The sequence below is a fragment of the Longimicrobium sp. genome (assembly GCF_036399255.1).
Classification (GTDB): Bacteria; Gemmatimonadota; Gemmatimonadetes; order Longimicrobiales; family Longimicrobiaceae; genus Longimicrobium.
Genome location: NZ_DASWNM010000149.1, coordinates 24,055 through 44,490, shown reverse-complemented (window position 1 = coordinate 44,490; position 20,436 = coordinate 24,055). Strand labels below are relative to the sequence as shown.

The 20,436-nt window shown below is 68.4% G+C and carries 19 protein-coding genes; 8 read left to right on the top strand and 11 right to left on the bottom strand.

Annotated features, from left to right (window positions below; translation table 11 throughout):
- Positions 1-83 precede the first annotated feature (83 nt).
- Genes VGC13_RS28475 through VGC13_RS28465 form a run of 3 tightly spaced genes read right to left on the bottom strand, consistent with a single transcriptional unit; the run spans position 84 to position 3,327 of the window.
- Positions 84-1,475 (bottom strand): sodium:solute symporter family protein, encoded by a 1,392-nt coding sequence (locus tag VGC13_RS28475; protein ID WP_331128722.1) that lies wholly within the window; start codon positions 1,473-1,475, stop codon positions 84-86.
- Positions 1,476-1,525: 50 nt separating this feature from the next.
- Complete coding sequence (locus tag VGC13_RS28470; protein ID WP_331128721.1) at positions 1,526-1,933, bottom strand: hypothetical protein; 408 nt, start codon at positions 1,931-1,933, stop codon at positions 1,526-1,528.
- Complete coding sequence (locus VGC13_RS28465) at positions 1,930-3,327, bottom strand: MFS transporter (RefSeq protein WP_331128720.1); 1,398 nt, start codon at positions 3,325-3,327, stop codon at positions 1,930-1,932. The genes VGC13_RS28470 and VGC13_RS28465 overlap by 4 nt, the downstream gene beginning before the upstream one ends.
- 269 nt (positions 3,328-3,596) lie before the next feature.
- On the opposite strand from VGC13_RS28465, the gene VGC13_RS28460 reads away from it, so the two are divergent.
- The 3 genes from VGC13_RS28460 (at position 3,597) to VGC13_RS28450 (ending at position 6,314) form a co-directional block, all read left to right on the top strand.
- Positions 3,597-4,787: an App1 family protein gene (locus VGC13_RS28460; RefSeq protein ID WP_331128719.1), complete on the top strand. Its 1,191-nt coding sequence runs from the start codon at positions 3,597-3,599 to the stop codon at positions 4,785-4,787.
- Between the two features lie 192 nt (positions 4,788-4,979).
- On the top strand, positions 4,980-5,459 hold the full coding sequence (locus VGC13_RS28455) for a hypothetical protein (RefSeq protein ID WP_331128718.1): 480 nt from the start codon (positions 4,980-4,982) through the stop codon (positions 5,457-5,459).
- A gap of 204 nt (positions 5,460-5,663) precedes the next feature.
- A complete protein-coding gene (locus VGC13_RS28450; protein WP_331128717.1) occupies positions 5,664-6,314 on the top strand; it encodes a TetR/AcrR family transcriptional regulator in 651 nt (216 codons plus the stop codon).
- A 370-nt stretch (positions 6,315-6,684) separates the two neighbouring features.
- Here VGC13_RS28450 and VGC13_RS28445 read toward each other — a convergent pair whose 3' ends face one another.
- Positions 6,685-7,605, bottom strand: coding sequence for an NAD(P)-dependent oxidoreductase (locus VGC13_RS28445; RefSeq protein WP_331128716.1), 921 nt, complete (start codon positions 7,603-7,605; stop codon positions 6,685-6,687).
- A gap of 330 nt (positions 7,606-7,935) precedes the next feature.
- Here VGC13_RS28445 and VGC13_RS28440 point away from each other — a divergent pair, with 330 nt between their 5' ends.
- The gene (locus VGC13_RS28440) at positions 7,936-8,361 is read left to right on the top strand and encodes a hypothetical protein (protein WP_331128715.1); all 426 of its coding nucleotides are present in this window, start codon (positions 7,936-7,938) and stop codon (positions 8,359-8,361) included.
- A 58-nt stretch (positions 8,362-8,419) separates the two neighbouring features.
- The gene (locus VGC13_RS28435; RefSeq protein WP_331128714.1) at positions 8,420-8,890 is read left to right on the top strand and encodes a cupin domain-containing protein; all 471 of its coding nucleotides are present in this window, start codon (positions 8,420-8,422) and stop codon (positions 8,888-8,890) included.
- 295 nt (positions 8,891-9,185) lie between these two features.
- Here the strand turns inward: VGC13_RS28435 and VGC13_RS28430 are convergent, their stop codons facing one another.
- Together VGC13_RS28430 and VGC13_RS28425 are read right to left on the bottom strand one after the other, a co-directional pair.
- The gene (locus VGC13_RS28430) at positions 9,186-9,854 is read right to left on the bottom strand and encodes a hypothetical protein (RefSeq protein WP_331128713.1); all 669 of its coding nucleotides are present in this window, start codon (positions 9,852-9,854) and stop codon (positions 9,186-9,188) included.
- Between the two features lies 1 nt (position 9,855).
- Positions 9,856-11,235 carry an ATP-binding protein gene (locus VGC13_RS28425; protein WP_331128712.1) on the bottom strand — a complete coding sequence of 460 codons (1,380 nt, stop codon included), beginning with the start codon at positions 11,233-11,235 and terminating at the stop codon, positions 9,856-9,858.
- Positions 11,236-11,425: 190 nt separating this feature from the next.
- Between VGC13_RS28425 and VGC13_RS28420 the strand changes: the two genes are divergently transcribed.
- Together VGC13_RS28420 and VGC13_RS28415 are read left to right on the top strand one after the other, a co-directional pair.
- A complete protein-coding gene (locus VGC13_RS28420; protein WP_331128711.1) occupies positions 11,426-12,088 on the top strand; it encodes an alpha/beta hydrolase in 663 nt (220 codons plus the stop codon).
- Positions 12,085-12,693 carry a flavin reductase family protein gene (locus VGC13_RS28415; RefSeq protein ID WP_331128710.1) on the top strand — a complete coding sequence of 203 codons (609 nt, stop codon included), beginning with the start codon at positions 12,085-12,087 and terminating at the stop codon, positions 12,691-12,693. Before VGC13_RS28420 ends, VGC13_RS28415 begins: the two co-directional genes overlap by 4 nt.
- Positions 12,694-13,080: 387 nt before the next feature.
- Here the strand turns inward: VGC13_RS28415 and VGC13_RS28410 are convergent, their stop codons facing one another.
- The 3 genes from VGC13_RS28410 to VGC13_RS28400 all read right to left on the bottom strand — a co-directional run bounded on the left by VGC13_RS28410 (position 13,081) and on the right by VGC13_RS28400 (position 15,840).
- The gene (locus VGC13_RS28410) at positions 13,081-14,496 is read right to left on the bottom strand and encodes a hypothetical protein (protein ID WP_331128709.1); all 1,416 of its coding nucleotides are present in this window, start codon (positions 14,494-14,496) and stop codon (positions 13,081-13,083) included.
- A 137-nt stretch (positions 14,497-14,633) separates the two neighbouring features.
- Entirely contained in the window at positions 14,634-14,945 is a 312-nt protein-coding gene (locus VGC13_RS28405) for a DUF2442 domain-containing protein (protein WP_331128708.1), read from the bottom strand.
- Between the two features lie 691 nt (positions 14,946-15,636).
- Positions 15,637-15,840, bottom strand: a complete 204-nt coding sequence (locus VGC13_RS28400) for a DUF4177 domain-containing protein (protein ID WP_331128707.1) — start codon at positions 15,838-15,840, stop codon at positions 15,637-15,639.
- A gap of 264 nt (positions 15,841-16,104) precedes the next feature.
- Here VGC13_RS28400 and VGC13_RS28395 point away from each other — a divergent pair, with 264 nt between their 5' ends.
- Complete coding sequence (locus tag VGC13_RS28395) at positions 16,105-17,196, top strand: Gfo/Idh/MocA family protein (protein ID WP_331128706.1); 1,092 nt, start codon at positions 16,105-16,107, stop codon at positions 17,194-17,196.
- An 89-nt stretch (positions 17,197-17,285) separates the two neighbouring features.
- Here the strand turns inward: VGC13_RS28395 and VGC13_RS28390 are convergent, their stop codons facing one another.
- Both VGC13_RS28390 and VGC13_RS28385 read right to left on the bottom strand, forming a co-directional pair.
- Positions 17,286-17,816, bottom strand: a complete 531-nt coding sequence (locus VGC13_RS28390; RefSeq protein WP_331128705.1) for a hypothetical protein — start codon at positions 17,814-17,816, stop codon at positions 17,286-17,288.
- A 1,047-nt stretch (positions 17,817-18,863) separates the two neighbouring features.
- On the bottom strand, positions 18,864-20,084 hold the full coding sequence (locus tag VGC13_RS28385; protein WP_331128704.1) for an ROK family transcriptional regulator: 1,221 nt from the start codon (positions 20,082-20,084) through the stop codon (positions 18,864-18,866).
- Positions 20,085-20,436: the final 352 nt, after the last annotated feature.

The following is a 20,436-nucleotide window of genomic DNA, read 5'->3' as shown; positions in this document are numbered from 1 at the left end:
TGAAGGGGTGAAAAGAGAGAGGACGCGGATGAGGGGTGCTCCGCGTCCTCTCTCGTTTCCCTCGCGCGTCCTCCGCGTGAATCCTATCCCCGTTCCAGCGCGGACGGCAGGGGTGCCGACGCACGGTCCACCAGCGCGACGCCGGCGTAGGCGAGCAGGGAGGCGGCAAGCGAGACCAGGTAGGGATACGCCAGGTCCATCACGTACGCCCCCAGGATCCACGCCACCACGCCCACCAGCAGCGACGCCGCCGCGCTCCGTGCCCCGCCCCAGCGCGAGAACAGGCCGATCACCAGCGCCACGAAGATCCCCGCGCTGCCGAACGCCGACGCCTCCTCCACCAGCGCGTACACGCCCTCCGCGTGCAGCGCCATCACGTACGCCAGGGCGCCGAACACCGCCACCCCCCAGCGCGCCACGCGCACCTTCTGCGCTTCCGTCATCCCCGGCCGCAGCGGGATGATCAGGTTGTGCGACATCAGCCCCGACGCCACCAGCAGGGCGCTGTCCACCGTCGACAGGATGGCGGAGACCAGCGCCCCCGCGAAGATCACGTACAGCACGCCGGGCAGGTACTGCGCGGCGATGCGCGGCAGGATCTGCTCGGGGTGCTCCAGGCCGGGCACCAGCGTGGGCCCCATCAGCCCCAGTGTGACGGGGATCATCCCGAACAGCAGGTACATCCCCGTGGCGACGAGCGACGAGTTGCGGGCGATCTGCGGGGAACGCGTGGCGATGATGCGCTGCACCAGCTCCGCCGCCAGCACCGAGCCGCACACCGGCACCGCCCACGCCTCCACGGTGGCCAGCAGCGGCGTGTCCGGCCCGCCGAACAATTGCAGCCGCTCCGCCGGGATCTGGCGCAGCGCATCCATCCCCGTGTCGCGCAGCACCACCACGAAGAGGATGAACAGGCCGATCATCAGCGCGATCCCCTGCACCAGGTCCGTCCAGGCGTCCGCCAGCATGCCGCCAAACGCCGTGTAGGCGATCACGATGAGCGCCGCCGCCGTGATGGTCAGCGTCACCTCCAGCCCCGACGCGGCGCTCAGCACCTGCCCGAACGCGCGGATCTGCGCCGCGGCCCAGAGCAGCGAGGTGGGCACCATCAGCACCACGGCCAGCTTTTCCACGCGGGACGAAAAGCGGATGCGGAACAGGTCCGCCAGCGTGGTGAGCTTCTGCCGCCAGAGAGGGATGGCGAACACCAGCCCCATCACCAGCAGGCACGCCGCGTAGCCGAACGGGTCCGCCGTGCCGCCGGCCAGCCCGTCGCTGTAGATGGCGCCCGCCGCGCCGATGGTGGTCTCGGCGCCGAACCAGGTGGCGAAGATGGTGAAGATGGCCAGCCCGTATCCCAGACTGCGCCCCGCCACCAGGTAGTCCGATTCCGTGCGGATGCGCCGCGAGACGTACATGCCCACGGCGAACTGAAAGACGACGTACCCCAGCACGCCGATCAGAACGAGGTTCACGGATGGGTCAGAAGTTTGGACGTTCGTGGATGAGGGAAGTTGCGGGACGGCTATTCCTCGTCTTCAGGATCCGGCCGACAGCCCTCATACTTCAGCAGCTTCTGCAGCATTTTCACGATGGCTTCAGCCAACTCGACTTCGTCCGCGAAACGGCGCCATCCGCCCATCTCGTCGTCAATCGCGAAATCCGGGTCCATGCGCATGTTCGCTGGGCGAAGCGTGCGCCCCAATCCCACCTTCAGAGCGGCTTCGTCATCGTACGATTCACTCCACACGGACATGGGTGTCACCGTCGACTCTATGATCGGCGTTCCCGACCAGCATCGTAGCACTACGGAGAACAGGGGCGGATCAAGATAGTCGATCGCCGAAACCGTGAGGTTCGGAATCGTGAACCGGAGTTCTCTGAACGCATGGTGCAGCCACCTGAACCGTACCTGCTGTCCCGGCACGTTCACGGGTGGCCTCCAGTCATGCCCACCGTCCCCGGCTCCGGCGCCACACCGCCGGCGGCCGCGGCTTCCTCCGCGCGCGCGACCCGCTGGCCCTCCTCCACGTCGACGAAGGCCAGCAGGATGCCGCCGACGACGAAGAAGGCGATGATGGCCAGGATGGCGCTGCGGCTGGTGCCGGTGGCGTTCAGCACCAGGGCGAAGATCAGCGGGCCCATGATGCCGGCGAACTTCTCGAAGACGCTGAAGAAGCCGAAGAACTCGCCCGAGCGGTGGCGCGGGATCATGCTGGCGAACAGCGAGCGGCTGAGCGCCTGCGTCCCTCCCTGCACCACGCCGACGAGCACCGCCAGCCGCATGAAGTCGCCGCCGTCCTGCACGTGGTAGCCCAGGATGCTGATTCCCACGTACGCCGCCAAGCCGATGAACACCGCGCGCTTGGCCCCGATCCACCCCGCGACCGAGCCGAACAGGAAGGCGAAGGGCACGCCCACGAACTGCACCACCACGATAGCCGTGATCAGCGTGCTCTGGGGAATGTTCAGCTCCGTCCCGAACGCCGTCGCCATGCGGATGATGGTGCCGATGCCGTCGTTGTAGATCAGGAACGCCAGCAGCATCAAAAACGCCTGCTTGTAGCCGCGCAGCGCCCGGAACGTCTCGCCCAGCCGGTCGAAGGCCACGCGCACGGGGTTCATCTTTGGCCCCTCGTCCGCCTCGCGCGCCACCGGCGGCTCGGGGATGCGGCGAAAGAGGGGGATGGAGAACAGCAGCCACCACACGGCCACGGAAACGAAGGAGAGCCGCGAGGCGATCTCTACCGACGGCAGGCCGAACAGCTCAGGCTTCTGGATGGCGGCCAGGTTCACCACCAGCAGGATTCCGCCGCCGATGTAGCCCATGGCGTACGCCGCCGTGCTCACCCGGTCCATCTCGTCCGGCCGCGCCACGTGGGGAAGCAGCGCCTCGTAGAACACGAAGCTGCCGTTGGCGCCCACGTTGGCCAGGATGAAGAGGATCGACGCCAGCAGCAGGTCGCCTTGCGAGATGAACCACATCATCGCCGTGGCGGCCACGCCCACGCCCATGAAGGTGGCCAGCAGGCGCTTCTTGATGGCCACGTAGTCCGCCAGCGTCCCCAGGATGGGCCCCAGCACCGCGGCGATCAGCAGCCCGACGGTGGTGGCGGTGGCAAAGCGCTCCGTGGCCTCGGCCGGGGCCAGGCCGGCGCCGGCCACGCGCACGTAGTAGATGGGGAACACCGCGGTCATGATGGTGCAGATGAACGCGGAGTTGGCCCAGTCGTACATGGCCCAGGCCCGCAGCTCCCGCCGGTGCAGGCCCAGCGCGTTCAGCAGGCCGCGGCGCTCGCGGGCTGCGGCGGGTGCGTCGATTGCCATTGGACGGGTTCGGCTGGGGGCAGAGAAGAGGCGCGGGATGGACTGCGGCGTTGCTGGCCGCCAATATGCTCCACGGGGCGGCATCCGGCCAGTGCGGAGAGAGGAGAAGTACCGAGTGCCAAGTGCCGAGTACTCAGCGAACCAGGAGACACGGCTACGCGCTCTCGGTACTCGGTACTCGGTACTCGGTACTCAGTACTCGGTACTTCCCACTCACGCACTCACGCACTCACGCACTCACGCACTCACGCACTCACGCACTTGCGATCATGGCGGACTGGAAGCGGGGCCTGGAGAAGTTCGTCCACAAGGTGGAGCAGAAGGTGGACGCGCAGCGGCAGAAGTACGCGCCCGGCAGCGGCGCGGCGCGCATCGACGCCTATCGCGGCTACGGCTGCGCCGACCGCGCCTACCTGCGCGGCCGGGTGCTGCGCGGCAACCCCGTTCCCCAGTCGGAAGAGGGCGCGGGCGTGCTGATGAACGTGGCGGCCATGATCCAGCGCTTCGAGAGCGACGAGGTGGCCGGCGCGCGCGTCCGCATCCGCCTTCCCGGCGGCGACCTGGTGGTGACCACCAACGAGGAGGGGTTCTTCGAGGCGTGGGTGCACCCGCGCCCGGAGTTCGGCACGGGGGCGCTGTGGCACACGCTGGAGCTGGAGCTTGAGCACCCCGCCAGCGATCCGCCGCACCGGTCCCAGGCGCAGGTCCTGGTGCCGCCGCCGGCGAGCGCGTTCGGCGTGATCAGCGACCTGGACGACACGGTGGTCAAGACGGGCGCCACCTCGCTGCTGCGGATGGCGCGCACCACCTTCTTCACCAACGCGCGCACCCGCGTCCCCTTTCCCGGCGTGGCGGCGTTCTACCGCGCGCTGCAGCGGGGCGCGGGCGAGTCGCCGTTCAACCCCATCTTCTACGTCAGCAGCAGCCCGTGGAACCTGCACGACCTGCTGACCGAGTTCCTGACGCTGCAGAAGATTCCCATCGGCCCGCTGCTGCTGCGGGACTGGGGGATGAACGAGGACGAGTCGCTGGCCAGCCGTCACGCGGGGCACAAGCTGGCCGGCATCCGCCGCATCATGGACCTGTTCCCCGCCCTCCCCTTCATCCTGATCGGCGACAGCGGGCAGGAGGATCCCGAGATCTACAACCGGGTGGTGCACGACTACCCGGACCGCATCGTCGCCGTGTACATCCGCAACGTGACGCCGCGGCCGGACCGCATCGGCGCCATCCGCAAGCTGGCGGAAGAGGTGGAGAAAGCCGGCAGCACCCTGCTGCTGACCGACGACACGCTGGCCGCCGCGCGCCACGCCGCCTCCAGGGGATGGATTACCGAAGCCGCGCTGGCCGAGGTGGCCGCCGACGCCGTGGAGGAGCACCGCCGCACGCCCAGCGGCACCGGCGCCACCAACCGCGAGTTGAGCACCGAGGCCGCTCCCGGCGAGGGTCCTCAGGCCTGATCCTCGTCCAAGGGCAAAAAGATTTTCTCACGCAGAGGCCGCAGAGGAACGACAACTCTGTGGCCTCTGCGGCCTCTGGGTACGCATCTTTTTCTTTCCTTGCCCCAACCTTGGGCACACCTTGTGCAACTGCCCTGCGCCTCCGCCGGGCGGTCGGTCCGGCGTGTCTGTTCAACGAAGGGAAAGCAGATCATGCACGAAGGACGAGATTTTCTGCGGGCGCAGGTGAGCAATTGCGTGATGCAGCACAAGACGCTGCTGGAGAGCCTGGAAGACCACGAGAAGCAGGCGGAGGACGCGCAGTTCCGCGCGCTCTGCACCAGGTACCTGCCGCGGGTGCGCGAGCACCAGAGCAAGCTGGACGAGTACCGCGCCACGCTGGGCGAGGTCTCGGGCGAGGGATTCAAGGCCGCGCTGGGATTCGTGCTGGGCAAGGCCAAGGACGCCGCCGACGCCCTGCGCACCGACGACTTCCTGCGCATCGTGGAGGACATCGTGATGATCCGCCAGGCGCAGGACACCTTTGGCACCTTTGCCGCCGCGGGCGACCGCATCGGCGAGCCGAAGCTGGCGGAGCTGGGGCGCCAGGGCCAGCAGGAGCACGACGAGATGCAGCGCGAGTTCAACGCGCTGGTCGCCGAGATGTTCGTGCGGCAGGCATCCAGCAAGTAACGGATTCGGCGGCTCACGGTGCCGGGCCCAGCGCTTGGCACCGTGAGCCGGATCGCCGGCCTTCATCCTCTGGCCCCGCACCTCCCCCGCGCTACATTGTCCCTCCGGCACACAGCCGCCTCGTCCCGATCCCCCAGAACCGCCCGGCATGCCGCTCCCACGCACCGGCGCGATCCTCTCGCCCAGCACCCGCTGACGCACGCGATGGCCGACACCCCGGAACCGGCGGAGCGTCCCCGGCGCTCGCGCGCGGCGGACCGCATTCTTCGCGAGGCCATGCAGCTGTTCGCGGAGCGCGGCTACGAGCGCACCAGCATCGCCGACATCCAGGCGGCGGCGGGGCTCGCGCCGGGCTCGGGCGCGCTGTACAAGCACTTTCCCAGCAAGGAGGCGGTGCTGGCGGCGGGGATGGCGCGCTTCATGGAGGGCGCCGAGCGTGCGCGCGCCCTGATCCGCTCCGTCCCCGGCCCGGCGGACGAGGCGCTGGCCGTGCTGGGCCGCGCCGCCATGCAGATGCTGGCGGACGACCGCGACGTGCTGCGCATCGTGTGGCGCGAGCTGGAGCACTTTCCCGAGTTGCGCGACCAGGTGCGGGAGGAGCGGATGCAGTCGTCGTACGCGGCGGTGGCGGAGTGGCTGCGTGAGCGCAATGCGCGTGGCGAGGTCCGGGTGGAAGATCCCGAGGCGACGGCGGCGGTGCTGCTGGGGAGCATCACCTCGTTCAGGGTGTTCCAGACGCTCCTGGGCGAGCCCCCCGCGCGGCTGGAGGACGAGCGCTACCTGCGCGCCTGGCTGCGCATGATGACGCGTGCCCTGGGCATCGGCGATGCCGCCGGAGGAGTTGGCGACGGGTGAGGGTGAGGATTGGCGCGGAAGTGAGCTATGTGTCGCCCAACCACAGGCGGTTGGCCCATGAGAGGGTGTTGCGCACCCCTCAAGCTCACAACGAAGCGGTGACTTCCTGAGGGAGCGCCCACGCGGAACTCGAACCCACACAACCGCCTGCGCGCGACCGAAGGACCTCGTCCGCTCCTCGCGCGGGCTGGCTTCCGGGCATGGAAGCCAGCCCCACGGTTCTGCTGGCGAGGTCCTTCGGTCGGCGCCCTGACCTCGTGGTTCGGCAGGGTTCAGCGCGGCGCCTCCCTCAGGAAGTCAATCATGGCGAGAGGTTTAGCCACACCCTCCCGGGCAAACCAGCGCCCCTTTCTAAGCCGGGAGGTCCGGTTCAGGAGCCGCGCATCTCGGCCATGAGCGCGGGCCAGCCTTCGCCGACGCTGGGGTAGCGGGGCGACCATCCGCTCGCTTCGCGCAGCTTGCGGTTGCTGATGCGCAGGGAGCGCGAGAACAGCTCGCCCTTGGATCCCATCATCTTCGTCATCCACGCCGGCTGCATGCGGGGCCGCGGCACGCCCAGCCCCTCCGCCACCACGTCGGCGAACTCGCGGCGGCGCACGGGCTCGTCCTCCACGACGTTGTAGATGCCGGCGGGCACGCCCAGCGCCGCCACCACCGCCGTCGCCGCGTCGTCCAGCGCCAGGGACGAGAAGAACGCCTCCCCCGCCCCCGGCAGCGGCGCCATCCCGCGCTTCGTGAAGCCGATGAGGGCGGGGACGTGGGAGGCGTCCGCCCCGTAGAACCCCGCGAAGCGCAGCACCACGCCGGTCCCTCCGCCGTGCGTGAAGCGCGCGGTGGCAAGCTCCGCGTCCAGCGTGGAGCGGTTGTAGCTCACGGGCCGCGGCGGCACCGCCTCGTCGATCCACTCGTCGCCGCAGTCCGGGTACATGGGCGCGAACGACTCCTGGACGAAGCGCGATGCGCCGCCCGCCATCGCCGCCTCCACCAGGATGGCGGAGGCTTCGCGGCGGATGCGGTCGTTCTCGCGCCAGGCACCCGGCATCATCATCATCCCGAAGGAGCGTGGGATGTGCGTGGCCATGTTCACCACCGCGTCGTGCCCCGACACCGCGCGCCGCACCCCGTCCGCATCGAACAGCTCGACGGAAACCGGCCGCGCCCCCGCCCTCTGCAGCCCCGCCGCCTTCTCCGTCGTCCGCGCCACAGCCGTCACCTCGTGGCCGGCCTGTACCAGCAGCGGCACCAGCCGCCGCCCCACCACCCCCGTCGCCCCCGTCACAAAAACCTTCATGACCACGTCTCCAGGTCAGCGGATTCGAATCTCCATCGGCACTCAGGTGAGAGAGTAATCACTTACTAGTAGACTTGCAATGGTGCTTGGGCACTCGGCACTCGGTACTCGGCACTCGGCACTCGGCACTCGGCACTCGGCACTCGGCACTCGGCACTCGGCACTCGGCACTCGGCACTCGGCACTCGGCACTCGGCACTCGGCACTCGGCACTCGGTACTCGACACTTCCTACTCGGCACTCCCCACTTGGCAGCGCCCCTCCCCGCACTACATTGTCCGCACGCGACAGGGTCCCTATCCATCGAACCTGCAATCAGGCGAACTCCGCATGGCCAACATGCTCTTCTACGCCCACTCCGGGCTGCGCTTTCTGGTGCTGCTGACGGCGGTGCTCGCCATCGGGGTGCTGCTGTGGGGGTGGAGCTCGCGCCGGCCGTTCGACCGGCAGTCGCGCGCGATCGTGGCGGTGTTCGGGGGCGTGCTGGACCTGCAGGTTACGCTGGGCGTCATTCTGGTGCTGGTGCGCCCCTGGTACGGCCAGCTGATGGGGCACCTGATGATGATGATCGCCGCCGCCTTTGCCGCGCACGGCCTTAGCGTCTACGGGCGCAAGCAGGCGGACCCGCGCAAGGCGCACATGATCTCGCTGATCGGCGTGGCGCTGGCGCTGCTGCTGATCGTGGGCGGCATTATGGCCATCCGCGACAACCCGTTCCAGATGAACGTGGGCTCCGGCGTCATGTCCACGGAGTGATGAACGGCAGGGTCGAGGATCAAGTGCCCGGGACCACGGAACACCGGCAGGTGAATCGATGAGCGAGCATGCAGGCGCCGACGCGCCCGGCGCGGTGGAGGGGGACGGCGGGATCCTGGTGATCCGGGGCAGCGGCACGCACCGGGCGTGGAACGGCATCCGCTACAAGACGGGGATGTCGGCCGGCAACGTGGGGGCAAAGAAGCTGTCGATGAACGTGGCCACCATTCCGCCCGGCGGCGTGGCCCACGCGCACGTGCACGTGGACTTCGAGGTGATGCTGTACATCCTGGAGGGCCGCGTGCGCCACGAGTACGGCCCGCACCTGCGCCAGAGCGTGGAGAACGGGCCGGGCGACTTCATCTTCATCGAGCCCGGCGTGCCGCACGAGGTGTTCAACCTGAGCGACACCGAGCCCGTGGTGGCCGTCGTCGCCCGCTCCGACGCGGGCGAGTGGGAGAACATCGTGGTCTACGACCGCGAGACGGGCGAGCTGGGCACGACGAACGAGCCGGTCCGCGGCGCCTGAAACGGAAAGCCGGGGGTGAAGCCCTCAGAGGGTGTTGCTGAATCGTCCACAAGCGTTGACTTCCTGAGGGAGGCGCCGCTCCGCAGACTGCTTTCACGCAAAGGGTTGGCGCCGACCGAAGGACCTCGTCTGCCTGACGAAGGGACTTGAACGGCTCCCGGTGGCTGGGCCTCGCGCGACCCGACAAAGATCCTTCGGTCGCGCGCAAGCTCTTGTGTTCATGATGGTTACGGGCGTGCGCTCCCTCAGGATGACACTGTGCCCCCAAGATCGAGTGAGGTTTGGCAACACCCTCTCAGGCAAGGTAGCCGAGTCGCCGCAGAGCGGCTTTCAAGTCGGTCCGGAACGCGCTGAACGCAGGGACCTGCCGAAGCAGATCGAGCCGAACCGATTCTGCGATGAGCTGCAGCACACCCGCGGCCGTTGTGTTGGTCCCCCGCTTGGAACCGGGAAGCGTTTGGGCATACGCACGATCCAGCACTGCTTTCGGGTCGGCAACCTTCTCGCAATCTCGTGGACGCGGCACAACGCCCAGCACGTCGTCCTGCAGCGTGGTACGGAACGCACGCCGCAGCGCGTCACCATCCACGATGGTCCACGCTTCCATCTCCCGGACAGGAACGAGCGAGACTCCGGCATACCCATTCCCCAGCACTTCCAGAGCAAGCGTCAGCCCGGGGGATACCTGCTGGTCGTGCACACGGCGCGGATTTCCTCCACCATCGGCGTGCACGCAGAGGATGTGGAAAGCACCTGAATTACGGCGTGCTGCCGCGACGATCTGTTCGTCGCGCGGCAAATGCCGCTCATCCTCCCCTGCTTCGAGGACGATCACGTCCCCAAGCTCCAGTGTACCTCGTCCGGCTTCGTAGTAGATCTCTTCGATCAGCCGTACAAGGAGCGGAGCGAAGAAGCGGTGATCGGTCACACCTTCCGCGAAGAGCGCCACACCCAGATACGGCATCTTACCCAGCCTGCTGCACGACGGTGCTGAGATATCGCGTGACGTCGAAGCGAGTCACGTACTCTCCACGCGCGGCCGGCAACAATTCGAAATCACCCTGGTCGCTGGGCAGCACGGGCCGCATCCGCGTCTTTCGCTGCCGTGAACGCCGCTCCGTATCCAGCAAGGTCACGGTATCGGCAAAGACGTACTCGCTCTCGGCAAGGTGGGACAGCACCACGGGGGAATGGCTGTTCAGGAGCATCTGGTTCAGCGACATGGATGCGTCGTACTCACCAAGGTCAGCGCGAGTCACCATCCGTCTAAGCACATCGATCAGTGCGCCAAGCCTCGCCGGATGAATTCCGTTCTCCGGCTCCTCGAAGCACACCAGGCCACGATGCCGCGGATCGTGGAGCATCGTCAGCAGAGCGAGAACCCTGAGCGTGCCGTCCGAAACGACTTCGGCGCTGAACGGGTGCTCCTCGCCCACGGTAATCCTGATCCGGTATTTTCGATTCGCCTCATCATCCTCTACGTCGACCTTCACGACGCCCGAGATCAGCTCCGAAAGATCGGCACCGATGTCGGCCAATGCTCCTTCAGGCCGGATGTCGGTCCGGGTTTCCGCTTCGATCCGCGCAAGAACGGTCGGCAGATTGGACCCGTCGTATTCCAGCAGTTCGGGGGCGTTCTTGGGGCTTGGCTTTCGAAGCGACCCCGGATCGAGCTGAAGGAAGCGCCACGACCGCAATTCCTCCCGAAGGGCGAACAGGTGGGGAAACTCCGCGCTGGTCATGCTCGACAGGATGGTCGTCTCCGCCGCCGTCGCCGAGCGGGTGCGGCCGCCGGTGGGATCCTGGTGGATGTGGAAGGTGGGCGTGCCGCCGGCTTCGGTCGTGGACAGGAACGGGGTGCTGCGCCCATACTTCATGAAGCGGCGCTTGAACGCCTGAGACGGGGTGGATCCGTGGGGGCGCCAGGCATCTGCGTTCCCTTTGATGGGCTCCGCCGTCTCGCGGACCACGATCAGCCTTTCGATTCCGCGTGCATCCAGCCGTCGCTCGATGAATACCTCGTAGCGGATGCGGGTATAACGGACCGTCGCGGTTCCACCCCAGGGATCCCGCACCGTCCGATCCAGCAGCACCTCGACAGCAAGTCTCATCTGCCTGCCGTGTTCGCCGTCTCCCTGCAGCCTGAACTGTTCGTGCGGTTCGCCTCTGAGGCTGTTGAACGCAGTCCGAAGGTCGTCCACGGCAAGGTGGCCGAGAAGCTGGATCGCGTCGAAAAGGTTGGACTTGCCGGTCGCATTCGGCCCTACCACGACGAGCAACGGATTCAGGTCGAGGCCGAAGTTCTCGAACGTCTTGAAGCCATCGATCTCGATTCGCGTGAGCATTGGGGCCGGAAGTTGATCGTCGGCGGTACGGGCAAGCAGGTCCGATCAACATACAGGATCAAGGTTCGGATCAACACCCCTGGTCCCTTGCCCCGGCGAGCGGGAAACTCGCGAGACTGAGACGGCCATTTGCGGTACGAATGCTGCCGCTCGGGCCTGTCATATCACTTTCAACGGGCTGAACAACCGTATGCTGCGATACGAACAGCGGGTGCCGGAGGACGCAAAGGACGGGGCGCCGCTGGTGGTGCTGCTCCATGGGCGTGGATCGGACCGGCACGACCTGCTGAACCTGGCCCCGCACCTGGCGCCGGGCGCCGTGGTGGTCACGCCCGAGGCACCGCACCCCGGGGCGCCGTGGGGCTACGGACCCGGCTGGGCGTGGTACCGCTTCATGGGCGGCAACGTCCCCGAGCCGGAAAGCTTCGAGGCGGCGCAGCAGGCGCTGGCGGAGTTCCTGGCCCAGATCCCGGCCACGCTGCCGGTGCGCACCGGGCCCGTGGTGCTGGGCGGCTTTTCGCAGGGGGGCACCATGTCGGTAGCCTACGCGCTGCGGAACCCCGGCGCGGTTCCGATGGCGCTGTGCATGAGCGGGTTCCTGGCGCAGCATCCCACCGTGCGCGCCACGCCGGAGTCCGTGCGGGGGACGCGCTTCTTCTGGGGGCACGGGACGATGGATCCGTCCATCCCGTTCGCGCTGGGAGAGGAGGGGCGCGCGGCGCTGCGGGCGGCGGGGGCGGAGCTGCAGACGGGCGACTACCCCATCGGCCACGGCATCAGCCCCGACGAGGCGCGCGACGTCCGCGAGTGGATCGAGCGCGGCGTGGCGGCGCACGGCGGGCCCGCGGCGTGATCCTGGACTCGGCGGCGCTGGGCGGGCGCGAGCGGTACCAGCTGCTCACCTCGCTGGTGGTTCCCCGCCCCATCGCCTGGGTGTCGACGCGCTCGCCCGAGGGGCGGCGCAACCTGGCGCCGTTCAGCTACTTCGCCGCCGTATCGGCCACGCCGTTCTTGGTTTCCGTCTCCATCGGCAGCCGGAGCGGGGTGGACAAGGACACGCTGCGCAACATCCGCCGGACGGGCGCCTTCTGCGTGAACCTGGCCACGGAGCCGCAGTTGGCGCTGATGAACGACACCGCGGGCGAGTACGGGCCCGAGGTGGACGAGTTCGAGCACGCGGGGATCGCCTCGGCGGAGGCGGAGCGGGTGGATGCGCCGTACGTGGCGGACTGCCCGGCGGTGCTGGAGTGCCGGCTGTTCCAGGTGGTGGAGCTGGAGGGAAGCCCCAACACGCTGGTGCTGGGCGAGGTGCTGCGCGTGCGCCTCTCCGACGACGTTCCGCTGGCCCCCGGCACCCTGTTCGCCGACACCGCCGCGCTGCGCCCCGTGGCGCGCCTGTGGGGCGACCTCTACGCCACCATCGGCGAAACCCCCTCCCTCGCGCGGCCGCGCGTCTGACGCCGGACCGCTAAACGATTGGCCTCACACGGAGTCAACGGAGGTAACGGAGTTTGCTCGTGCCGTTTCCTCGGCTCTCCGAAGAAAGCAGGTAGAAAAAAGAGGATTCGTTCTCCTCAGCGGGTGTTGCTAAACCCCTAATCTCCACGAAGAAGCGATGACTTCCTGAGGGAGCGCACCACGTGTAACCCGATTCCACACAACCGCCTGCGCGCGACCGAAGGACCTCCTCTCGGTGGCGCAGGGGTCAGATCAGGGCACGGGACCAGCCCCGTCGTTCTGCTGGCGAGGTCCTTCGGTCGGCGCCAGGGTGCAGTGTACGAGCGAGTTACGGGGCGGCGCCTCCCTCAGGAAGTCAATCGCAGGGCGAGGTTTAGCAACACCCTCTCAGCGCCTCTGTGTCTCCGCCTGAGGCGTTTTGCTGCCGTCCACAGCGGGACGCCGGGTGGGGCCGATGCCGGGGATCTCGCGTTCGTTGGCGATTTCACGCGGGTGTTTTGCGGGGCCGTGGAAGGCGAAGCTCCGGTAGCCGCGCTGACCGCTAACCAGCGCGGGTGGCCCGGCGATCACCACGCGCACGTCCGCATCCGGCGCCCGGCGCGCCAGCTCGCGGCCGATGCGGGTGACCACGCGCGTCTCCATCACCGGCACCACGTTCAGCTCCCGCATCGCCCACCGGGTCAGGCTCACCTCGCCGGGCTTGTGCTCGAACCGCAGCATCGCGGGCGGCAGGGCGGCGCGCTGACCGGGCGGGTAGTAGATGCGGACGTTGCGGTGCTTTCCCGCATACAGCTGAAACGACAGCGACGCATCCCACAGCTCCGCGAAGCTCAGCGCCGGCAGCAGCCCAAAGAGCACGATCACCCCGCCCCACGCCAGCTTCAGCGGCCGGGGCACCGCCGCGGCGCCGGCCGCGCGGCCCCGCATCCCCCGCCACCAGGCGCGGATGAAGCCGTCCAGGCGCGCGCCGGCGCCGCGCGGCCAGAACAGCAGCCAGAGCGTGGCGACCACCATCACGTTCCACGGCCACACCACGCTGTTCCCCGCCAGCCCCATCCGTCCCAGCACCAGCATGATGTACGCGTGCATCAGCGTAAGCCCCACCACCGCCGGACGGCGCGTGCGCGGCCACAGCAGCGCCAGCCCCATCGCCGCCTCGCCCGCCGCCGCCGCCACGCCGGGCCAGAACAGCAGCCGCGGGATGGATTCCGGGTCCAGCCCCAGGCGGTCGGTGAACGGGTTCATCCACGAGGGAAAGCCGTTCTGCAGAAAGCGCACGTTGAGCTTGTGCGTTCCCGAGTAGAAGTAGATGGCGCACAGCGAAAGCTGGAACGGCGCCATGTGCCACCGCGACGGCGGATGGCCGGGGGCGCGGACGGCGGACGAGTCGCCCAGCAGCACGCACACGGTGCCGGCCAGGTAGGTAAGCACGTACGGCTGCCAGCGCGTCTGGTCCAGCGCCAGCCACACGGCCATGATCGCCAGCACGGCGATGGCGTACGGGCGGGGCCGCCGCGCGAACGACATCCCCACCAGCGCCCCCGCCATGCCGGCCAGCAGCACCCAGTCCAGCGGAAACGGCGGCTGCGGCAGCCCGTCGATCACCGGCACCAGCGGATAGTCGCGCCCGGACGAGAGCCACAGCCGCCACGACAGCGCCAGCGTCGCCAGAAAGCAGAATCCCAGGATCACCCTGATCCACCACAGCTCGCGCTCCACGCCGCCGTGCACCGCCGGCACCGCTTCGGATGGGATGCTCTGGCGCGACGTGCCCGCCGGGGCCGCCGCAGAGGGAAAGGACATCGGGAACGGGACTGGGAGGGATGACGCGCGGGAGATGACCGACGCGACGCAACATGCGTTCAGGCGTGCAGAGTCGGCAAGGATTCGTGAACCGGATGCGGATACAAACGAAAAGGCTCCCGCGTGGGAGCCTTTTGTCATTGCCTGCATCGTCCTACGCGATCGCCTGCCGTGGCCTTGAGCCATCGCGAGAGGCTTTCAGGACTTTCACCGCTGCCGCGGCCGCCCAGCAACCCCTCGATCCCGATGTGCTCGTCCAGGTCAGGCCACTCGATGGCGTACCCCTCACCGAGCAACCGCCAACTGGCCCACTCCGCCGCCGATCCGTGCAGCAACCGGGGGAACCACGCAAGCGGCACGGTCACGGACCGGCCATCGGCCAGATCGACCGTGAGATGCTGATCCGTCACCTCGACATGCTGTGCGGACACATCAGCCGCAGTCGTCATTCCACGCCTCCCCAGTCGATGACGGACTCACAACCCCGCGCAGAAGATTATGAGGAATGGACGAACAGCACAACCGTGGATGGGGGGGGCTGATTCATCAACCTCATCACAGACGTGACTACCTGCGGGGGTGTTGCCACACCTCCCGGCGTAATTGACTTCCTGAGAGGGTGTTGCCAAACCTCCCAGCGTGATTGACTTCCTGAGGGAGGCGCCGCCCCGTAACTCGCTTGTACACTGCACCTTGGCGCCGACCGAAGGACCTCGCCAGCAGAACGACAGGGCTGGTGCCGTGTCCTGATCTGGCCCCTGCGCCACCGAGACGAGGTCCTTCGGTCGCGCGCAACCTGTAGTGTGACTTCTGGTTACACGTGGTGCGCTCCCTCAGGAAGTCACCGCTTCGTTATGGATTTGAGGTTTAGCAACACCCTCTGAGGGAGGCGCCGCCCCGTAACTCGCGTGTACACGGCACCCTGGCGCCGACCGAAGGACCTCGCCAGCAGAACGACGGGGCTGGTCCCGTGCCCTGATCAGGCCCCTGCGCCACCGAGACGAGGTCCTTCGGTCGCGCGCAATGTCTTGTGTGACTTCTGAGTGCACGTGGTGCGCTCCCTCAGGAAGTCAATTTGAACGCGAGGCGCGAGGCAACAAAAGCGGACGGGCGCCCCGCGTGGGGCGCCCGTCCGGTTCTTTATCGATCCACCACGCCGGCCGCGTGGCAGGCGGGGCGCTTGAACACGGCCACCAGGTCACAGGTGCCACCCTGGCCGGCGTTGACGTCGATCATCGAAACCAGCTCCCACCCGTCGCCGCCGAACTGGTTGAGGTTGCCGCTGATCTGCTCGACGTCGACGTACGGTCCCCGGGCAAAGCTGTAGACGTCGACGGTGAGCATTCTGTACTGCCAGCGTGTCGCCTGCGCGGTGTGCATCGCCTTGTGTGGTATGACTTTGTGCGCCGGTCCGCCTCCGGCTTTCATTCGCCGGACATGCGCGGCCTGCGCGGAGTGAACAACGGGTTCCGGACATCGGAAGTTTCAGACTTTCCGAATTCCCCGCGCAGAATCGGAAGCGCGCATCCTCATCGACGGGCCTTGATGGCGGTGCGGAACGTGCGGCGGCACGCGCCGAAACGGTCACCTGGAGACTCGGATCGGGGGATGGGACTCGTGACGGAGAACGCGGCGGCGGGGGGAGCGGAGATCCGGGTGGGGCTGATCGGCTACGGGCTGGCGGGGGAGGCCTTTCACGCGCCGCTGATCGCGGCCACGCCGGGGATGCGGCTGGCGGCCATCGTCACCTCCAATGCGGAGCGCGTGCGGCAGGCGCGCGCCGGCCACCCTGGCGCCACCATCGTCGAATCCGCCGAGCGGCTGTGGGAGCGTGCCGGCGAGCTGGACCTGGTGGTGGTCGCGTCGCCGAACCGCACGCACGTGCCGCTGGCGGGGGCGGCGCTGCGGGCGGGGCTGCCGGTGGTGGTCGACAAGCCGTTCGCGCCCGCGGCGGACGAGGGGCGCGCGCTGGTGGAGGAGGCACGCCGCCTGGGCCTGCTGCTCACCGTCTTTCAGAACCGCCGCTGGGACGGCGACTTTCTTACCCTGCGCCGCCTGATGGCCGAGGGCGCGCTGGGCGACGTGCACCGCTTCGAGTCGCGCTTCGAGCGCTGGCGGCCGGTTCCCAAGGAGGGGTGGCGCGAGCAGGGCGATCCGGCGGAGGCGGGGGGCATTCTGTACGACCTGGGCAGCCACCTGATCGACCAAGCGCTGGTCCTCTTTGGCCCCGTGACGCACGTGTACGCCGAGGTGGACCGCCGCCGCCCGGGCGCGCGGGTGGATGACGACGCCTTCGTGGCGCTGACGCACGCGTCCGGCGCGCGCTCGCACCTGTGGATGAGCGCCGTGGCGGGCGACCACGCGCTGCGCATGCGCGTGCTGGGCAGCCGCGCCGCGTACGTAAAGTCCGGGATGGACGTGCAGGAAGCCGCGCTGCGCGACGGCGCCGTCCCCGGCCCCGGCTGGGGCGAGGAGCCCGAAGCGGACTGGGGCCGCCTGGGCGCCGCGGACGCGTGGGCGCCGGTGCGCACCGAGCCCGGCGCCTACCCCGCCTTCTACGCCGCCGTCGCCGACGCGCTGCGCACCGGCGGCCCGCCCCCCGTCGATCCAATGGATTCCGTCGCGGGGCTGGAGATCATCCACGCCGCCCGCCGGTCGGCGGCGGAAGAGACGGTTGTCCCGTTGCGGACGGCACAATAGCGCATCCGACAAAAGAATGGCCTCACACGACGCCAGCGGAGGAATCCGCAGGGAAGCCGGAAACCTTGTAAATCCTGGATGTTCCGGAGCTATTCCGCGCCCTCCACCTGCCCCGGCCACGGCGGCGGCTCATCCCCTGCGGCCTCGCCTGCCTGCTGCCGTCTCACCCACTCCGCTGTTTTCTCAAGCAGCGCGTTCCATTCCGCCTCCGTCTCCGTAAGGTGCGCTTCGACTTCCGCGTACACCTCTGGAGTGGGTGCGCGAAGAATCACGCCCCCCGGTCGGTACAGCCGGTTCCGCAGCAAATGCTCGCGCTCTCCTTCCCTCTGCGCACGCATGTACGCATCGACTCGCACCCGCAGGTCATCGGAAACAAGCGCCAGCAGCGCAAAGATGGCGTCCGGGATGATCCATGTGGGCACTGCCGTTTCGCTGCGGTCCTGGCTCCCAGCGGCGAGAGCGAGCCGTGCACGTTCGCCCTGTTCGTTCGCCTCCCGCACCACCAGGCCGATGAACGCCGCCTCCTCCCGCGCTTTACCCTCCAGCTCCACCAGCCGGAAAGCACGGTAGAATTCTTCCTCGGAGAAGGGCAACTCTTTGTCGATGTACTCCGTCCGCACGGCTCTCTCTCCTCGCTTACAGCGCTGCGGCTGGGGACGTGGGGGGATACGGCGGCTGGTTTTCGAAATCGGGGTGACCCGGCCCCATCACGAAGTGGAGGTCGTCGGACTGCACGATAATCGTGCCAATCCAAAAGGAGTTGCGGAAACTCCACCTGCCCCAGCAGACGAGTTGGATGTTCCCGCTCTGCGCGATCCACCACGAATCTCTGCTAACGTGTGGGCCGGAGATCTCATACCACGCAGGGGATCGCCCGATTGCCGGGTTCACCCGCCGCATTACCCCCCTGAATTTGAACTCGTGATTCCGCCCCGCGATGGTGGCAAGGTAGGTAAGTGTTCTCCCGCTCACCGGCTGAGGACAGATATCCGTATCCGCTGTCTCCTCTTCAGCGGGGCAGTCCAACTCGCAGGGAAGTGCTGTAGAATCGACCGGCGTTGTGCCCGGACCGCTCCCCGGCGGAGGCTGCGTGCCACCGCCGGGAAGAGCTCCGCCGCCACCGCCGCCCGGGCATCCATGGACACTTACGGCCTCCTCCGGGTCGGTGGGATCGCCGACCGAAGTCATGCACGGGTCGTCGTCACACGACCAGTCCAGCTCTTCGTACGGGTCGCACCAGCCGCCGCTGATCGGCGGGAGAGTGCACAATCCGTCGATCACGCACCCCTGCGGAGTCACCTGTTCGTCCTGGGCGGGGGCGGCGAGGTCGGGCGCGCGCTGTTGATCCGCTTGTGTGGGACTGTCGGCGCACGCGCCGAGCGTCAGCACCACCCCCGCGATGGCAGCGAGGCGTAACACCAAGTTTCGCATGTGAGGTTCCTTGTTTCCGAATGGTAACGTTGGGTGCAGCGCAGAACCAGCCGGACGGGCGTGTTGTCATCCTTCACTGGGGGGAGACAAAGAACGTTTCTGACCTAAAAGAGCGGGATGGTCAGCGCATTTTAGCGGTCGTTTGATCAGGCCGCCAGTCAGGTATGGGACGCCCACCTCCATCCCACCGCGGTAGGGTGCCGGAGTGGGATGAGTTGCGGAAATTCAGGTCGATGTCACCCGATGGTGGGCGCGGCGAAGACGGGGGCGACGACGAGGGCGGCGGCGCCGCGAAGGCGGGTCTGGGGGTCGTGCGGCTCGGGGACCACGGGGGTGGCGGCGCTGCCCTGCGTAAGCGTGCGCTGCGCCAGCGCCTCCAGCACGGCGGGGCGGATGATCTCCCACCCCACGGCGATCTCGCCGCCCACGATGATGCGCGCGGGGTTCAGCGCGTTGACGATGGCCGCCAGCCCCAGGCCCATGTAGCGCCCGGTGACCTCGAGCGCGGTGCGCGCCCCCGCGTCGCCAGCGCGGGCGCGGGCGATCACGTCGGCCACCGTGAGCCCCGTCTCGCGCACCTGTGCGTAGCTCTCGCGCGTGGCCAGCTCGCGGCCCAGGTAGCGGGCCACGACGGCCATGGTGGACGTGTATGCCTCCCAGCACCCGTGCGACCCGCACAGGCACGCCGGCCCGTCCAGCGTAAGCGGGATGTGGCCGAACTCGCCGGCCGCGTCGCGGTGGCCGCGCACCACGTGGCCGCCCATCACCAGCCCCGCCCCCACGCCGTCGGAAAAGGTGACGTAGACGAAGCTGTCCGGCAGCCCCGCCGCCCCCTGCCCCATCCACATCTGCGCCAGCGCGCAGGCCACCGCGTCGCGCTCCACGTGCACCGGCAGCCCCACCGCCTCTTCCAGTGCGCCGCGCAGGTCCACGTCGCGCCACCCCAGCGTGGGGGCGTTGATCAGCCGGCCGGTGGCGCGGTCCACCATCCCCGGCACCACCAGCCCCACCCCCTGGCACTCGCCGGACGCCGCGTGGCCGTCCACCAGCCGGCGGATGCGCGGCGCCAGCGCCCGCACCAGCTCTTCCGGGGTCGAGGGCGTGGCGAGCAGCTCGGTGGCCAGCGGGCGGCCACTGAAGTCGGCCAGCATCAGCTGCGTCTCGCTGAGGCGCACGTCCACCGCCACAGCCAGCCGGTCGTGCGCCCGCACGTGCAGCAGCGTGGGCTTGCGGCCGCGCGGCGAGGCCCCGGTGGCGCCCTCGACCAGCAGCCCCTGCTCGATCAGCTCGTTCACCAGCGGCGTGACGATGCCGCGCGCCACCTCCATCCGGCGCGCCAGGTCCGCCCGCGAGATGGGCTGGTACTCGCGCACCAGGTTCAGGACGATCTGCCGGTTGATGTCCTTGGTGGTGGTGCGGGTGGCGCGCTGAAAGTTGCGCGGGTCGATCTTTCGCAATGCGATGCCGGCGGGGGGAAAACCGCACCGGAAAGGGCCGGTGCCACGGCGCGAGCGGGAGTGACGAATCCCGTGCGCAAAGGATGGAATTGTCCGTACGCCGTCCTAAATGCCCGCGGCGGCGGCGGCCCTGAAAAGATGGCCCACGGCGCCGTCCGCACGCAAGGCGGGCGAGTCCGGCGCCGTCCCGCCGCACCGGTCCCGAAGGAGCCGTGAAAGGGGTTGCGGAGCCGCTTTGACAAGCTTATTCTGCGCCTATCGTTTGTCAACAAAGCTGACAAAAGCGTTCCACGCCTTCGCCGCGGCCCCGCGTGCGGCCGGGCTCCCGCCGTTCCCCCTGCCTCTTCCGCGC

Excerpts from the sequence above, each read along its gene's own strand:
- VGC13_RS28465 (WP_331128720.1), bottom strand. The coding sequence starts at position 3,327 with ATGGCAATCGACGCACCCGCCGCAGCCCGCGAGCGCCGCGGCCTGCTG.
- VGC13_RS28460 (WP_331128719.1), top strand. The coding sequence starts at position 3,597 with ATGGCGGACTGGAAGCGGGGCCTGGAGAAGTTCGTCCACAAGGTGGAG.
- VGC13_RS28455 (WP_331128718.1), top strand. The coding sequence starts at position 4,980 with ATGCACGAAGGACGAGATTTTCTGCGGGCGCAGGTGAGCAATTGCGTG.
- VGC13_RS28450 (WP_331128717.1), top strand. The coding sequence starts at position 5,664 with ATGGCCGACACCCCGGAACCGGCGGAGCGTCCCCGGCGCTCGCGCGCG.
- VGC13_RS28445 (WP_331128716.1), bottom strand. The coding sequence starts at position 7,605 with ATGAAGGTTTTTGTGACGGGGGCGACGGGGGTGGTGGGGCGGCGGCTG.
- VGC13_RS28440 (WP_331128715.1), top strand. The coding sequence starts at position 7,936 with ATGGCCAACATGCTCTTCTACGCCCACTCCGGGCTGCGCTTTCTGGTG.
- VGC13_RS28435 (WP_331128714.1), top strand. The coding sequence starts at position 8,420 with ATGAGCGAGCATGCAGGCGCCGACGCGCCCGGCGCGGTGGAGGGGGAC.
- VGC13_RS28430 (WP_331128713.1), bottom strand. The coding sequence starts at position 9,854 with ATGCCGTATCTGGGTGTGGCGCTCTTCGCGGAAGGTGTGACCGATCAC.
- VGC13_RS28425 (WP_331128712.1), bottom strand. The coding sequence starts at position 11,235 with ATGCTCACGCGAATCGAGATCGATGGCTTCAAGACGTTCGAGAACTTC.
- VGC13_RS28420 (WP_331128711.1), top strand. The coding sequence starts at position 11,426 with ATGCTGCGATACGAACAGCGGGTGCCGGAGGACGCAAAGGACGGGGCG.
- VGC13_RS28410 (WP_331128709.1), bottom strand. The coding sequence starts at position 14,496 with ATGTCCTTTCCCTCTGCGGCGGCCCCGGCGGGCACGTCGCGCCAGAGC.
- VGC13_RS28405 (WP_331128708.1), bottom strand. The coding sequence starts at position 14,945 with ATGACGACTGCGGCTGATGTGTCCGCACAGCATGTCGAGGTGACGGAT.
- VGC13_RS28400 (WP_331128707.1), bottom strand. The coding sequence starts at position 15,840 with ATGCTCACCGTCGACGTCTACAGCTTTGCCCGGGGACCGTACGTCGAC.
- VGC13_RS28395 (WP_331128706.1), top strand. The coding sequence starts at position 16,105 with ATGGGACTCGTGACGGAGAACGCGGCGGCGGGGGGAGCGGAGATCCGG.